Here is a 13,241-nt window from a genome sequence, read left to right as displayed (position 1 = left end):
ACGCCGGCACTCACATCGTCGCGGTGACCTTCTTGAGGCCCCGCGGCGCGTCCGGGTCCTCGCCCCGGGCCAGCGCGAGCGCCAGCGCCAGGCGTTGCAGCGGCAGGATGTCCAGCAGTGGGGCGTACCGCTCGTCGACCTCGGGAACGGCGATCCGCGTCGCGCCCGGCACGTCCGCCGATCCGACCACCACGACGTCCGCCCGGCGCTCGCCGAGCCGCGGCAGCACCTCTCCCATCGCCCGGCCGCCAGGGCCGGAGCCGACCACGGCGAGCACCGGCACGTCCGGGTCGGTCATGGCGAGCGGGCCGTGCAGCAGGTCCGCGCCGGAGAAGGCGAGCGCCGGCAGGTAGGAGGTCTCCATCAGCTTCAAAGCGGCCTCCCGGGCGGTGGGGTACGCGTACCCCCGGCCGGTGGTGACGAGTTGCGCGGCGAACCGGTACCGCGGGGCGAGCTGGGCGGGGGTCTCGTCGGCGAGGGTGCGGGTGGCGAGCTCGGGCAGTGCGTCGAGGGCCGCCCGCTCCTCGGCCGGGAGCGTGCCGTCACCGGCCCGGATCCCCTCCACCAGCATCAGCAGGGCGAGCAGTTCGGCGGTGTACGTCTTGGTGGCGGCGACCGCCCGTTCGTGCCCGGCGGCGATGTCGACGCTCAGCTCCGCGATCTCGGCGAGCGGCGAGTCGGGCGCGTTGGTGACGGCGAGGGTGAGCGCGCCCGAGGCGCGGGCGGCTCGCAGGACCTCGGTGAGGTCGGGTGATCCGCCGCTCTGGCTGACCCCGACGACGAGCGCGTCGGAGAGGTCCGGTCGCGCACCGTACACGGTGACCGAGCTGGGCGAGGCGAGCCCGGCCGGCAGGCCGAGCCGGATCTCGGCCAGGTACGCCCCGTAGAGCGCGGCGTGGTCGGAGGTGCCGCGTGCCGTGAACACCACGTGCCGCGGTCGGCGGTCGGCGACGGCCGCGGCGACCCGGGCGATCGCCCCGGCGTGCTCGGCGGAGACCAGCCGCGCGTACCCCGCCGGCTGCTCGTCGATGTCGGCGGCCATGCCGGCCCCTGGACGCGTCACGGAAACTCCTCCCAGTGCGCGATTGCCGCGCGTTTCCTGCTCAGTCTTGCACGTTTCTCCGATGCCGAGCAACGCAACGAGCAGCATTGCGCAGACGATCACAAAGAATCCTCAACATCACCTACGCTGACCCGACCCCCGAGAGCACCGACGCGAGAGGACGCCGTGTCCCCGGACGAGCAAGACCTGCCGGCGACGGAGGAACTGGCCCTGGCCCGGCTCGCCCTGGCCGACGGCGACCTGGCGCACGCCGCCACCCACGTCGCGGGCGCCCTGGCGCAGGCACCCACCCTGCCGGAGGCGCACGAACTCCTCGCCCGGCTGGCCGCGGCCGGCGACGGCGGTCTCGACCTCTTCCCGCTGCACCAGAACGTGTTCGTCGGCACCGTGGTGGCCCGGGCCCACCTGCTCGCCGCCGCCGGCCGACCCGCCGAAGGGCTGGACCTGCTCGTCGCGGCCACCGGCCACGCGCCCACCACCCCGTGGGCGGAGGTGCCCTGGGTGACCGCTCCCGACCTGGCCGAGCGCCTCGACCCGGACCGCACCGCCCGGATCCTCATGCAGATCTGCGCCGCCACTCCCGACCCGGTGCCCCGGGCCGGCCGGGCGGCCCTCACGCCGTACCTGGCGCTGGCCCGCAACGCGGTGACCGTCCACCCCGAGCACGCCCTCCTGCTCGGCGCGGCCTCCGCGCTGGCCCGCCGGATCGGCGAGGTCGCGCTGGCCGTCCGCTGGGCGACCCGGGGCGTACGCACCGAGCCGTCGAAGATCGGCGAGGTGTGGCTCGGGTACGCGTACCGCAGCGCGGGCCGGATCCGGGACGCGCTCGCCGCGCTCGAACGGGCGGTCGCCCACGACCCGGACGACCTGGCCGTCTACGCCGACATCGCGGGCACGCTCGCCGACCACGGGCGGTTGGACGACGCCCTCGCCTGGATCGACCGGGCCCTGGCCCGGGACCCGTCCTTCGACTGTGCGGTGCACACCGCGCACCGGCTGCGCTTCCGCCGCGACGGCGACGTGGCGCACCTGGTCGCCCTCGCCGACTTCGCCAGGGAGCACCCGGACGACTCCCACGAGCACGCCGATCTCGCCGAGTCCTGCGCCGGCCGGCCGTGGCTCGGGCAGGTGACGCCGGCCGTCGGCCCGCTCGCCGACGCGTTGCGGGCCGCCGACGGTTCCGGTGGCACCCTCCGGTCGGCGTCGCCCACGCCGCCGAGCGCGCTGCGTACCCTCGCCGGGGCGGTGCCCGACCTGCGGGTGGAGGTGACCGGCGGACCCGGCCCGGACCCGCGGGAACCCCGGCGCGCGACCACCCACCGGCTGTGGCGGTACGACGGCACGGCCGTCACGCCCGCCGTCGCGCCGCCGTCGCCGGAGGCGGCCGAGCATCTGCGACAGTTCGTGCACCCGGCGTGGCCCCACCCGCCGGCGGCGTACGACGCGGCCGTCGCCCTGGCCACCCTGGACCTGGCGGAACTGCTCGGCCTGCTGGCCCACCCGCCGGCGGCCCCGCCGACCGGACTCGGCCGCGTCCTCGACGACCAGGACCCGGCACTGTGGGTCCGCAGCGTGCAGGTGTGGACCTGCCTGGGGCTGCTGCACCACCGCACCGACGAACCGTGGCCGACGTCCACCCGCCGGGCGGTGCTGCTGGATCTGGTCTGGGGAATCGAGGACTGGACCACCGAGGCCGCGGCGTTCGCCCTGGTCACCGCCGCCTGGGTCGACCCGGCCGTGCGCGGCGACGTCGCCGCGGTGGTCGCCGAGCGGCTCGCGGACGCGGCCGAGGTGGCCCGGACGCGACCGGTCCCGATCGCCGCGTCCCTGGGCCACCTGGCGCTCGCCACCCCCGACCTGCCCACGGCGGCGCGCACGCTCGCCTACCGACTGGTCGGCGCCCCGCCACCGGGCGAGCGTGCCCCCGGTGGCCTGCGCCGCCTCTGGCACCGCCTGGTCACCCTCCTGCGCCGCCACTGACCCGCCCGCACCCACACGGGCGACGAGGCCAGTTGCGGCCTCACAGTCAGGTCAGGGGGTCGGGGCCTTGGCCAGGGCGGTCTCCGCCTCGTCGGCCGGTGCCGGGGGCGGGGTGTTCGCGGTGCGCAACGGGATCTCCTTGATGAACCAGGCGAGTACCGGCACCGCGACGGTGAACAGCACCGCCCACACGAACACGTGCGAGATCGAATCGGCGAGGCCGCCGAGGACGAGGTCCCGGGCCTGGGCCGGCAGGTCCCGGAGCCGCTCCAGGTCCATGGCCGCGCCCGCCTCGCCGCCACTGCCGAAGGACCCGCCGGCCGACGAGTCGGCCAGCCGGTTGGCGAAGACGGCCCCGAAGAGCGAGATGCCGAACGAGCCGCCGATCGAGCGGAAGAACGTCGCCGCCCCGCTCGCCGCACCCAGGTCGCGCTGCTCGACGCTGTTCTGCGCGATGAGCATCGAGGTCTGCATGAGGAAGCCCATGCCGACGCCGAGCACGACCATGTAGAGCGAGGACTCGAGTTTGCCGGTGTGCAGGTCGAGGCGGGTCAGCAGAGCCATGCCGGCGGTCATCACGACCCCGCCGACGATGGGGAACGCCCGGTAGCGGCCGGTCTTCGTGATCGTCCGGCCCACCACCAGCGAGACCACCAGCATGCCGAACATCAGCGGCAGCAGGAGCAGGCCGGAGTTGGTGGCCGAGGCGCCCTGCACGGTCTGCTGGTAGAGCGGCAGGAAGTTCATCGCACCGAACATCGCGAACCCGAGCAGGAAGCCGATCACCGAGATCAGCGCGAAGTTGCGGTTGGCGAAGAGCCCGAGCGGCAGGATCGGCTCGGCGGCCCGCCGCTCGACCAGACCGAACGCGACGAGCGCGACCAGGGCGAGCGCGGCCAGGCCGAGGATCTGCGGGGAGCCCCAGTCGTACTCGTTGCCGCCCCACGTGGTGATCAGCACGACGGCGGTGATGCCGACGGAGAGCAGCGCGGCGCCCAACCAGTCGATCCGGTGCTCGGTGCGGTGCCGGGGCAGGTGCAGGGTGGCCACCAGCACGGCCAGCGCCACGCCGCCGAGCGGCAGGTTCACGTAGAACGCCCAGCGCCACGAGAGGTGGTCGGTGATGAAACCGCCGACCAGCGGGCCGGCCACCATGGCGATGGCCATGATGCCGGCGATCATGCCCTGGTAGCGGCCCCGCTCGCGCGGCGGGACCAGGTCGCCGATGATCGCCATCACGCCGACCATCAGGCCGCCGGCGCCGAGGCCCTGGACGGCCCGGAACGCGATCAGCTCGACCATCCCGTCGTTCGGACCGCCGAGGAGGGCCGAGCCCGCCATCCCGCAGAGCGCGGACCCGACGAGAAAGATCACCACCGACGTCAGGAAGATCGGCTTGCGCCCGTAGAGGTCTCCGAGCTTGCCCCAGATCGGGGTGGAGACCGTGGTGCCGAGCACGTACGCGGTGACGACCCAGGTGAAGTGGTCGAGCCCGCCGAACTCCCCCACGATGCGCGGCAGGGCGGTGCTGACGATCATGTTGTCGAGCATCGCCAGCATCATGGCGATCATGAGGCCGAAGAGCACGATCCGAACGTTCGGTCGTGCCGGCGCCTGGGCTGCCTGGGCCATGGGTAGGCTCCCCCCGAGATCAACTGCAGCTTACTTGCCGACCGGCTAGCCAGCTTACTAGCCGGACGGTAAGTTGGGTATCCAACAGCCGTCAAGCGGATCGGGTGGTGAGGGTGAGGGAGAGCACAGGCGGCACGCGCGAGCGCATCAAGGCCGTCGCGCTGGAGCTCTTCACCGAGCAGGGGTACGAGAAGACCTCGCTCCGGGAGATCGCCGAGCGGCTCAACGTGACGAAGGCGGCGCTCTACTACCACTTCAAGAGCAAGGACGAGATCGTCAGCAGCTTCGTCGAGGACCGCCTCGACCAGATGGACGACCTCGTCGCCTGGGCCGAGGCGCAGCCCGACACCCTGGCCACCCGGCGGGCGGTGCTCGCCCGCTACGCGGACACCATGTTCACCGGGCAACTGCCGTCGGTGATGCGCTTCTTCGAGCAGAACCAGACGGTGCTCAAGAGCCTCGCCGCGGGCCAGCGGATGCGGGAGCGGATGTTCCGGCTGGCCAACGTCCTCTGCGGCGGCGACACCTCGCCGAAGGCTCAGCTCCGGGCCGTTCTCGCGCTCTTCGCCGTGCACAGCAGCTGGTTCGCGCTGCGGGCGCCCGAGGTGTCGGACGCCGAGCGGCGGCGGCTCTCGCTGGAGGTCGCCGACGAGCTGCTCGCCGGCATCGGCTCCCGGGCCGACGGCGAGCCGGCCTGACACCCGTCCCCCGGCGGGGCCGGCGGCGGCCGGGCCGCACGGGCCGGCACCGCACGCTCAGGCGGCGAGGTCCAGCCGCAGGCCGAGCAGGCGCACGCCGGCCAGCGGCGACCAGTCCTTCTCCGGTGAACGGACGAACCCGCGCCGCTCGTAGAGCCGCTGCGCCGAGGCGGCGAAGCCGTCCCGGACGCAGATCACCACGGCTGAGCAGCCCAGCGCGGTCGCCCGCGCCACGCAAGCCTCCACCAGGATCGCGCCGACGCCGCGGCCCTGGGCGGCCGGATCCACCGCGAGCATCCGGAACTCCGCCTCGCCCGGGGCGGAGAGCTCGGCGTACCGGGTGCCGGGCAGCACGAACGTCACCGAGCCGAGGACCGCGTCGGTGGCCTCGTCCACGGCCACCAGCACCTCGCCGTGCTCGGCGCGGGTGGCCACGTCCGCGAGGACCGTCGCGTACCCGTTCTCGCCCTTGAGCTGCCCGTCGGCCTCGTACGCGGCGACCGTCAGCCGGGCCACCGCCGCGTGGTCGGCCGGCCCGGCGGGACGAACCCGGACACTCAATCGATCACCGCGATCAGGTCGCCGTCCTGCACGACGTCGCCCTCGTTGACCGCGAGCTGCTTAACGACCCCGTCGGACTCGGCGACGACCGGGATCTCCATCTTCATCGACTCCAGGATCACAAGCGTGTCACCCTCGGACACGGTGTCCCCGGCCGACGCGACGACCTTCCAGACGTTCGCCACCATCTCGGCGCGGATCTCCTCGGCCATCTCCCGGCCCTCCCTCTCGCGACTGCCTGCCGACGTATCCAATCATGAGGCTGGGCACGATGGGCGCGGAGCGGGTGGGTGGGCCGCGCCCGCCGCAGCGGCGTGTCGGCCGGCGCGGCGTACCGGCGACGGCCCCGCAGGGCGGCACCCGGCCGTGGCGGCACTAGCATCAGCGGGTCGGACCGGGCCGGACGCCGCGCGTACCGGGCGCCGGTGACGGGTACGGCCATCACGAGGAGGTCGCCATGGCGAAGAAGGCTCGCAAGAAGAAGGCTCGTAAGAAGAGCGCCGCCAACCACGGCAAGCGCCCCAACTCCTGAGCCGGACGTGCCGCGGGCCCGGGTCGACGACCCGGGCCCGCGTACGTCTCGTTCGTCAGTCGGCCAGCTCGCGCGACTCGCGCGTCTCGAAGACCACCAGCTCGGTGAGCTTGACCCGCAGCCGCTCACGCAGCTGCTCGGGGGCCGTCTCGTTGCCGCAGCAGCGGGCCACGAGCGCCCGGACCTCCTGCTCGATGCCGTACTCGCGCAGGCACGGCCCGCACTCGTCGAGGTGGTGCCGGATCAACGTACGGCGCTCCTCGGCGCACTCCAGGTCCAGGTAGAGGTAGACCTCCGCCAGCACCTCACGGCAGTCCGTCTCGTGCGGCTCTCCACAGCTCACGTCACACCTCCCGGCCGGCAGCGGCGGTCGAGCCCTTGGCCGACGACGCGGAGGTGAAGCCCCGCTCCGCCGCGTACTGCTCGAGCAGCTTGCGCAGATTACGACGCCCGCGGTGCAGCCGCGACATCACCGTGCCGATCGGCGTCCCCATGATGTCGGCGACCTCCTTGTAGGAGAAGCCCTCGACGTCGGTCAGGTAGACGGCCAGCCGGAACTCCTCCGGCAGCGCCTGGAGGGCCTCCTTGACGTCGCTGTCCGGAAGCCGGTCCAGCGCCTCGGTCTCGGCGGAGCGCAGCCCGCTGGAGGTGTGCGACTCCGCCTCGGCGAGCTGCCAGTCGGTGATCTCGTCGGTCGGCGCCTGGATCGGCTGCCGCTGCCGGCGACGGTAGGAGTTGATGTAGGTGTTGGTCAGGATCCGGTACAGCCAGGCCTTCAGGTTCGTGCCCTGCTCGAACTGGTGGAAGGCCGCGTACGCCTTCAGGTACGTCTCCTGGACCAGGTCCTCGGCATCCGCCGGGTTGCGGGTCATCCGCAGGCCGGCAGCGTAGAGCTGGTCGACGAAGGGCATCGCGTCCCGTTCGAAACGGGCCCTGCGTTCGTCCGTCTTCTCGGTGGTCAACCGCACATCCCCTCGCGTCGGATGCTTCCCCGCCGAGGATACGTGTACCCGCTCAACGGCAGATTCACTTCCGCCGGGTGTGCCCGCGCTCACCGCCGGCCATTCCGGGCCGTTCAGCAGTTCGCGCAGCTGCCGCGCGCCGCGCTCGTCCCGTTCCCGGGCCTGCGTCTCGGTCGGCACCGGTCACCCCCCTCGTCGGAAAAGTCGTCCGCCGGGTGTAACGCGTACCGCCGGGCGGGACATTCCGGCCGCGGGCCCCGTTCCTGGTCCCGGCTCGACCTCGGCGGAGACCGACGCTGGGACCAGGAAGGGCCTGGGAGGACCGGTACCGCTCCCCGAAGTGGGGCATACGGCACCATCCGGAGCAACGAGGTTTTCCCACCCCGGTCACGCCTCATCGGGCAGGTCCACCCGACCGCCCGATGCCGGGGACCGGCGCGGGGACGGCCTTCAGGGGGTCGTCCAGCCGTGTGCGCGGAGCCAGTCGATCACCACGGCCGCCGTGCCGGCCGGGTCCTTACGCAGGTCGTGCCGCTCCCCCGGGCGGGTCACCACGCGTACCGCCGGCCCCGCCGCCGGCACCCCGAACGGGTCGCGATCGCCGTTGACCACAAGCGTCGGCAGGCCGGTCACCAACTCGTCGGCCCGGGAGCGCTCGGGACGGCCCGGCGGATGCAGCGGGAACGCGAGGGCGACCAGGGCCACGGCGCCGACCGCCGGCGCGGTGCGGCAGGCCACGCGGGCGCCGCTGGACCGGCCCCCGACCACCAGGGGTACGCCTGGCCAGCGCTCCCGCAGCGCGGACACCACGGCCGTCCAGGCCTCGTCGAGCTGCCCCGCCGGTGCGGGCGCGCGCCGGCCCGCCACCCGGTAGGGCTGCGTCACCCGCGCGACAACCAGCCCGGCGGCCACCGCGGCGTCGCGGACCGCGACCAGATCGGGTGCGTCCACTCCGCCGCCCGCGCCGTGCCCGAGCACCAACAGACCGACGGGCGACCCGGCCGGCAGGTCGACGTCCACCCGGGCCGGCCCGCGTGGGGTGGGGATCTCCTCGGTCAGTGCCACGAAGCCATTCTGGGGCCGCCTCGCCGCCCGCCCGGGACGCGCCGCCGGATCAGCCGTGCGGCACGTCGCGCACCCGGCTCAGCGGCTCAACGGCACCAGGGTGAGCAGCCGGTCCCGGACCGGCGGGCCGGCCTCGTCGGCGGCGTCCGGGTCGGGCTGCACCTCGCTGCGCCAGGCGACGAGCATCGCCCGGCGCTCGCGCGGCGTGGTGCCGCCCCAGACGCCGTGACAGTCGCCGACCTCCAGCGCCCAGGCGAGGCAGGAGCCCTGCACGTCACAGGAGCGGCAGAGCGCCACGGCCGCGTCGGCCGGCTCGTTGGGCGCCGGGAAGAACGTCTCCGGATCGACGCTCTGACAGGTGCCTCTGGTTCGCCATGCTTCGTCCTGGTGACGTTCACGGAGCGCGCGCAGCAGGCGCGGGTCTCGTCGTGCGGCGGCCACCTCGTGTGGACGGGGCATACGTGCCCGGGTCATCCACCCACCTCCCCCGTGGGACCGGCAAGATCGATGGACACCATCCGCCCCGTGCGAATCGACGCCCACCACCGGCGCTGTGTTGTATCGCACTTCCCGACGTCAATACAAGGGGTAAGCGGGAACATGGGCGAACAACGCAGCGACGTTTCAGCCGGAACCCCGGCAAATCACGCTCCGCACCACCGCCCGCAGATCAGAAGAGCGTCATCTCCTCGGGCTCGACCGCACGGGCACGCGGCAGCGGCGCGGCGACCCGCTCGACGAGATGCGGACCGTCGTTGCGGACGTCGCCGACCGCCGGCCCCACCGGCCGGATCTCCAGCCCGGCCAGCCACTCCGGCGACGGCGGGACCAGCAGACCCTCGGGCCGGTCGGTCGACCCCAGCCAGGCGCCCCACCGGTCCGCCGGCAGCAGCAGGGGCATCCGGTCGTGCACGTCGGCCAGGTCGCCGAGGGCGGCGGTGGTCACGACACTGCACGTCAGCAGCGCGCCGCCGGGGCCGTCCCACACCGACCAGATGCCCGCGAACGCGAGCACCGAGCCGTCCCGGGGCGTCATGAAGTACGGCTGCTTCCCGCCCGGACGGCGGACCCACTCGTACCAGCCGTCCGCCGGCACCAGGCAGCGGCGGCGGGCGAACGCGCGGGCGTACGCCCGGCTGGTCGCCACCGTCTCCGCGCGGGCATTGATCATGCGGGCGGCGCCCGCCGGGGACCGGGACCAGGCCGGGACGAGGCCCCAGTGGCCGAGCGACAGCACGCGGTGACCCTCCGCGGTGACCCGGACCAGCGGCACCGGGTCGGTCGGCGCGACGTTGTGGTCCGGGCCGAGCCGGCCGTCCGTCTCGTCGTACGACTCGAACAGCGCGCTCAGATCGCCCGAGGACCGGGTCGTCGCGTACCTCCCGCACATGCCGCACACGCTAACCCGCGGCGCGCCGCCCGGCTGTCCCGCTGACCGGGAGTACGGCCGGGTGGACGGCGGCACCGGGCGGCGGAGGCGGCAGAATGTAACCGTGGGGAATCTGACCGCGACCCGGCCGCTGCGGCCGTGGACCGCTCCGACCGCTTCGGACCCGGTTTCGGCGACGCTGCGCCTGCCCGGCTCCAAGTCGCTGACCGCGCGGGCCCTGGTGCTCAGCGGACTGGCCAGCGGCCCTTCGACGCTGGCCGGCCCGCTGCGGGCCCGGGACACAGAGCTGATGGCCGGCGGGCTGCGGGCGATGGGCGCGCACATGTCGATAAGCGACGACGAGCGCTGGCTGGTCCGGCCGCACCCGCTGGTCGGGCCGGCGCACGTCGACGTCGGCCTGGCCGGCACGGTGATGCGCTTCCTGCCCCCGGTCGCCGGTCTCGCCGACGGGCGGATCACGTTCGACGGCGACCCGCAGGCCCGGGTCCGCCCGCTCGGTCCGCTCATCGACGCCCTGCGCCGCCTCGGCGTCCGGGTCGACATGCCGCCCACCGGGAGCCTGCCGCTGACCGTCCTCGGCACCGGGCGGGTGACCGGCGGCGAGGTCGTGATCGACGCCTCCGCGTCCAGTCAGCTCGTCTCCGGGCTGCTGCTGGCCGCGGCGCGCTTCGACCGGGGCGTGGTGGTCCGGCACGTCGGCCCGCCGGTGCCGTCCGCGCCGCACCTGCGGATGACGGTGCAGATGCTGCGGGCCGCCGGCGCCGCGGTGGACGACAGCACCCCGGACGTCTGGACGGTCGAGCCGGGCCCGCTCACCGGCCGCGGTTGGGAGATCGAGCCGGATCTGTCCGGCGCGGTGCCCTTCTTCGCCGCCGCCCTGGTCACCGGCGGCGAGGTGACCGTCCGGGGCTGGCCGCGCGGCAGCGCCCAGCCGGTCGAGCGGCTCCGTACGCTGCTGCAGGCGATGGGCGGCGAGGTGACGCTGTCCACCGCCGGGCTGACCGTCCGGGGCACCGGCGCCGTGCACGGCCTCACCGCCGACCTGTCCGACGTGAGCGAGCTGACCCCGGCGTTGACCGCGCTGGCGATGCTCGCCGACTCCCCGTCGCGGTTCACCGGCGTCGCCCACATCCGGGGCCACGAGACGGACCGCATCGCGGCGCTCGCCCGCGAGTTCGTCGCCCTGGGCGCCGATCTCACCGAGTCCCACGACGGGCTGGAGATCCGCCCCCGGCCGCTGCGGGGCGGGGTGTTCGAGACGTACCACGACCACCGCATGGCGCACGCCGCGGCGATCGCCGGCCTGGCCGTGCCGGGCGTCGAGCTGAGCGACGTCGCCTGCACCTCGAAGACGATGCCGGAGTTTCCGGCGCTATGGTCAGCGATGGTGACCGGGAAGAGCTGAGGGGGCAGGTCCTGGCGACGAGACGGCGGGAGTACGACGAGGACGACGTACGGGTCCGGCCCGGGAAGTCCTCGCGCCCGCGTACCCGGACCCGCCCGCGGCACGCCGACGCGGTGGAGGGGTTCGTCACCGCCGTCGACCGGGGCCGCTACACCTGCGTACTGCCCGGCGCCGCCGACGACGCGCCGGCGGTGACCGCGATGCGCGCCCGGGAGCTGGGCCGCAAGTCGGTCGTGGTCGGCGACCGGGTCGGGCTGGTGGGCGACACGTCCGGCGCCCCCGGGGCGCTGGCCCGGATCGTCCGGATCGCCGACCGCAGCTCGGTGCTGCGGCGCACCGCCGAGGACGACGCCACCACCGCCGAGGGACGCCTGGAGCGGGTCGTAGTCGCCAACGCCGACCAGCTGGTGATCGTCAGCGCGCTGGCCGACCCGCCGCCCCGGACGGGGTTCATCGACCGGTGCCTGGTGGCGGCGTACGACGCCGACGTCGAGCCGCTGCTCTGCCTCACCAAGGCCGACCTGGCCGGGCCGGAGGCGGTGCTCGGGTACTACGCCGAGCTGGAGCTGCCGTACGTGCTGATCCGCCCGGACTCGGCCCTCGACGCCCTGCGCAGCCTCCTCGCCGGGCGGATCTCGGTGCTCGTGGGGCACTCCGGGGTGGGCAAGTCGACGCTTGTCAACCGCCTCGTCCCGGACGCCGCCCGGGCGGTCGGCCGGGTCAGCGCCATCGGTCGGGGCCGGCACACGTCGACAAGCGCGGTGGCGCTCCGGCTGCCGCCGGTCGCCGGCGCGGACGACGAGGGCTGGATCATCGACACGCCGGGCGTACGCAGCTTCGGGCTGGCGCACGTCTCCGCCGACAGCCTCCTGCACGGCTTCCCGGACCTGGTGGAGGGCACGGTCGACTGCCCCGCGAACTGCCCGCACACCGCCGAGGAGCCGGCCTGCGGGCTGGACGCGTGGGTGGCCGCCGGCAGGGCCGACCCGCGCCGGCTGGCGTCGTACCGCCGGCTGCTCGCCTCCCGCGCCGGGGAGGGCGACCCGCGCGGCGAGCCCGACCCCCGGAATCCGGGCGACCCGCCGGCCGGCGCCTGAACCGGGCGGCGCTACTGTCAGCGGCATGACCGGGTACGCCGACGACGTCGCCCTCGCCCACCGGCTCGCCGACGCCGCCGACGCGGTCTCCACCGCGCGGTTCCGCGCGCTGGACCTGCGGGTGGACGCGAAGCCCGACCTCACCCCGGTGTCCGACGCGGACACCGCCGTGGAGCGCGAGATCCGCGCGCTGCTGGCCGCGCACCGGCCCGGCGACGGCCTGCTCGGCGAGGAGTACGGCGAGCAGCCCGCGACCGGCCAGGACGGGCGGCGCTGGGTCGTCGACCCGATCGACGGCACGAAGAACTTCATCCGGGGTGTGCCGGTGTGGGCGACGCTCATCGCGCTGCTGGCGGGCGACCGACCGGTCGTCGGGCTGGTCTCCGCCCCGGCGCTGGGCCGGCGGTGGTGGGCGGCGCTCGGTGCGGGCGCGTACGCCGGGCCGGACCTGGCCTCCGGCACGCCGATCCGGGTGTCGGCGGTGACCGACCTGGCCGACGCGAGCTTCTGCTACTCCTCGCTGACCGGCTGGGAGGAGCGTGGCCGGCTGCCGGCCGTGCTGCAGATCATGCGGGACGCCTGGCGCAGCCGGGCGTACGGCGACTTCTACGGTTACATGCTGCTCGCCGAGGGCGCACTGGACGTGATGGTGGAGCCGGAGCTGTCCCTGTGGGACATCGCCGCGCTGGTGCCGATCGTGACCGAGGCCGGTGGCACGTTCACCGGTCTGTCGGGGCGGCCCGCCCCTGGTGGCACCGCCTCCGGCGAGATCAGCGCGATCGCCACGAACGGCCCGCTGCACGCCGACATCCTCGCCCGCCTGGGTCGGCCGTCCGCGCGCTGACCTTCGTCAACC

15 protein-coding genes are annotated in these 13,241 nt (G+C 74.4%); 6 read left to right on the top strand and 9 right to left on the bottom strand.

All coding sequences use genetic code 11. From position 1 onward, the window contains the following. Window positions 1-10: 10 nt before the first annotated feature. Window positions 11-1,042 carry an SIS domain-containing protein gene (locus tag ABTW87_RS16185; protein ID WP_350651676.1) on the bottom strand — a complete coding sequence of 344 codons (1,032 nt, stop codon included), beginning with the start codon at window positions 1,040-1,042 and terminating at the stop codon, window positions 11-13. A 186-nt stretch (window positions 1,043-1,228) separates the two neighbouring features. Between ABTW87_RS16185 and ABTW87_RS16180 the strand changes: the two genes are divergently transcribed. Further along, on the top strand, window positions 1,229-3,043 hold the full coding sequence (locus tag ABTW87_RS16180; protein ID WP_350651601.1) for a tetratricopeptide repeat protein: 1,815 nt from the start codon (window positions 1,229-1,231) through the stop codon (window positions 3,041-3,043). 51 nt (window positions 3,044-3,094) lie between these two features. On the opposite strand, the gene ABTW87_RS16175 is transcribed toward ABTW87_RS16180, so the two are convergent. After that, complete coding sequence (locus ABTW87_RS16175) at window positions 3,095-4,675, bottom strand: MDR family MFS transporter (protein ID WP_350651600.1); 1,581 nt, start codon at window positions 4,673-4,675, stop codon at window positions 3,095-3,097. Window positions 4,676-4,788: 113 nt separating this feature from the next. Between ABTW87_RS16175 and ABTW87_RS16170 the strand changes: the two genes are divergently transcribed. Further along, a complete protein-coding gene (locus tag ABTW87_RS16170; RefSeq protein ID WP_502891593.1) occupies window positions 4,789-5,373 on the top strand; it encodes a TetR/AcrR family transcriptional regulator in 585 nt (194 codons plus the stop codon). 57 nt (window positions 5,374-5,430) lie between these two features. Here ABTW87_RS16170 and ABTW87_RS16165 read toward each other — a convergent pair whose 3' ends face one another. Continuing rightward, on the bottom strand, window positions 5,431-5,934 hold the full coding sequence (locus tag ABTW87_RS16165; RefSeq protein ID WP_350651598.1) for a GNAT family N-acetyltransferase: 504 nt from the start codon (window positions 5,932-5,934) through the stop codon (window positions 5,431-5,433). Continuing rightward, window positions 5,931-6,146: a biotin/lipoyl-binding carrier protein gene (locus ABTW87_RS16160; protein ID WP_088973021.1), complete on the bottom strand. Its 216-nt coding sequence runs from the start codon at window positions 6,144-6,146 to the stop codon at window positions 5,931-5,933. Before ABTW87_RS16160 ends, ABTW87_RS16165 begins: the two co-directional genes overlap by 4 nt. Before the next feature lie 245 nt (window positions 6,147-6,391). Here ABTW87_RS16160 and ABTW87_RS30230 point away from each other — a divergent pair, with 245 nt between their 5' ends. After that, a complete protein-coding gene (locus ABTW87_RS30230) occupies window positions 6,392-6,466 on the top strand; it encodes a 50S ribosomal protein bL37 (RefSeq protein ID WP_370461611.1) in 75 nt (24 codons plus the stop codon). 55 nt (window positions 6,467-6,521) lie between these two features. Here ABTW87_RS30230 and rsrA read toward each other — a convergent pair whose 3' ends face one another. The 5 genes from rsrA to ABTW87_RS16135 all read right to left on the bottom strand — a co-directional run bounded on the left by rsrA (window position 6,522) and on the right by ABTW87_RS16135 (window position 9,883). Continuing rightward, window positions 6,522-6,809 (bottom strand): mycothiol system anti-sigma-R factor, encoded by a 288-nt coding sequence (gene rsrA / locus ABTW87_RS16155; RefSeq protein WP_350651597.1) that lies wholly within the window; start codon window positions 6,807-6,809, stop codon window positions 6,522-6,524. A 1-nt stretch (window position 6,810) separates the two neighbouring features. Then, window positions 6,811-7,608, bottom strand: coding sequence for a sigma-70 family RNA polymerase sigma factor (locus tag ABTW87_RS16150; RefSeq protein ID WP_350651596.1), 798 nt, complete (start codon window positions 7,606-7,608; stop codon window positions 6,811-6,813). 270 nt (window positions 7,609-7,878) lie between these two features. After that, a complete protein-coding gene (locus tag ABTW87_RS16145) occupies window positions 7,879-8,493 on the bottom strand; it encodes an alpha/beta hydrolase family protein (RefSeq protein ID WP_350651595.1) in 615 nt (204 codons plus the stop codon). A gap of 78 nt (window positions 8,494-8,571) precedes the next feature. Further along, window positions 8,572-8,967, bottom strand: coding sequence for a WhiB family transcriptional regulator (locus tag ABTW87_RS16140; protein ID WP_350651594.1), 396 nt, complete (start codon window positions 8,965-8,967; stop codon window positions 8,572-8,574). A gap of 196 nt (window positions 8,968-9,163) precedes the next feature. Then, window positions 9,164-9,883 carry an SOS response-associated peptidase gene (locus ABTW87_RS16135; RefSeq protein WP_350651593.1) on the bottom strand — a complete coding sequence of 240 codons (720 nt, stop codon included), beginning with the start codon at window positions 9,881-9,883 and terminating at the stop codon, window positions 9,164-9,166. Between the two features lie 103 nt (window positions 9,884-9,986). Here ABTW87_RS16135 and aroA point away from each other — a divergent pair, with 103 nt between their 5' ends. The 3 genes from aroA to hisN are packed head-to-tail and all read left to right on the top strand — an operon-like array spanning window position 9,987 to window position 13,229. Then, complete coding sequence (aroA, locus tag ABTW87_RS16130) at window positions 9,987-11,288, top strand: 3-phosphoshikimate 1-carboxyvinyltransferase (protein WP_350651592.1); 1,302 nt, start codon at window positions 9,987-9,989, stop codon at window positions 11,286-11,288. Further along, complete coding sequence (gene rsgA / locus ABTW87_RS16125) at window positions 11,258-12,385, top strand: ribosome small subunit-dependent GTPase A (protein WP_350651591.1); 1,128 nt, start codon at window positions 11,258-11,260, stop codon at window positions 12,383-12,385. The genes aroA and rsgA overlap by 31 nt, the downstream gene beginning before the upstream one ends. Window positions 12,386-12,410: 25 nt before the next feature. After that, entirely contained in the window at window positions 12,411-13,229 is an 819-nt protein-coding gene (hisN, locus tag ABTW87_RS16120; RefSeq protein WP_350651590.1) for a histidinol-phosphatase, read from the top strand. The last annotated feature ends 12 nt before the right edge of the window (window positions 13,230-13,241 follow it).

This window comes from Micromonospora sp. NPDC126480, assembly GCF_040302465.1.
GTDB lineage: Bacteria > Actinomycetota > Actinomycetes > Mycobacteriales > Micromonosporaceae > Micromonospora.
This window is presented reverse-complemented; position numbering and strand designations above follow the sequence as displayed.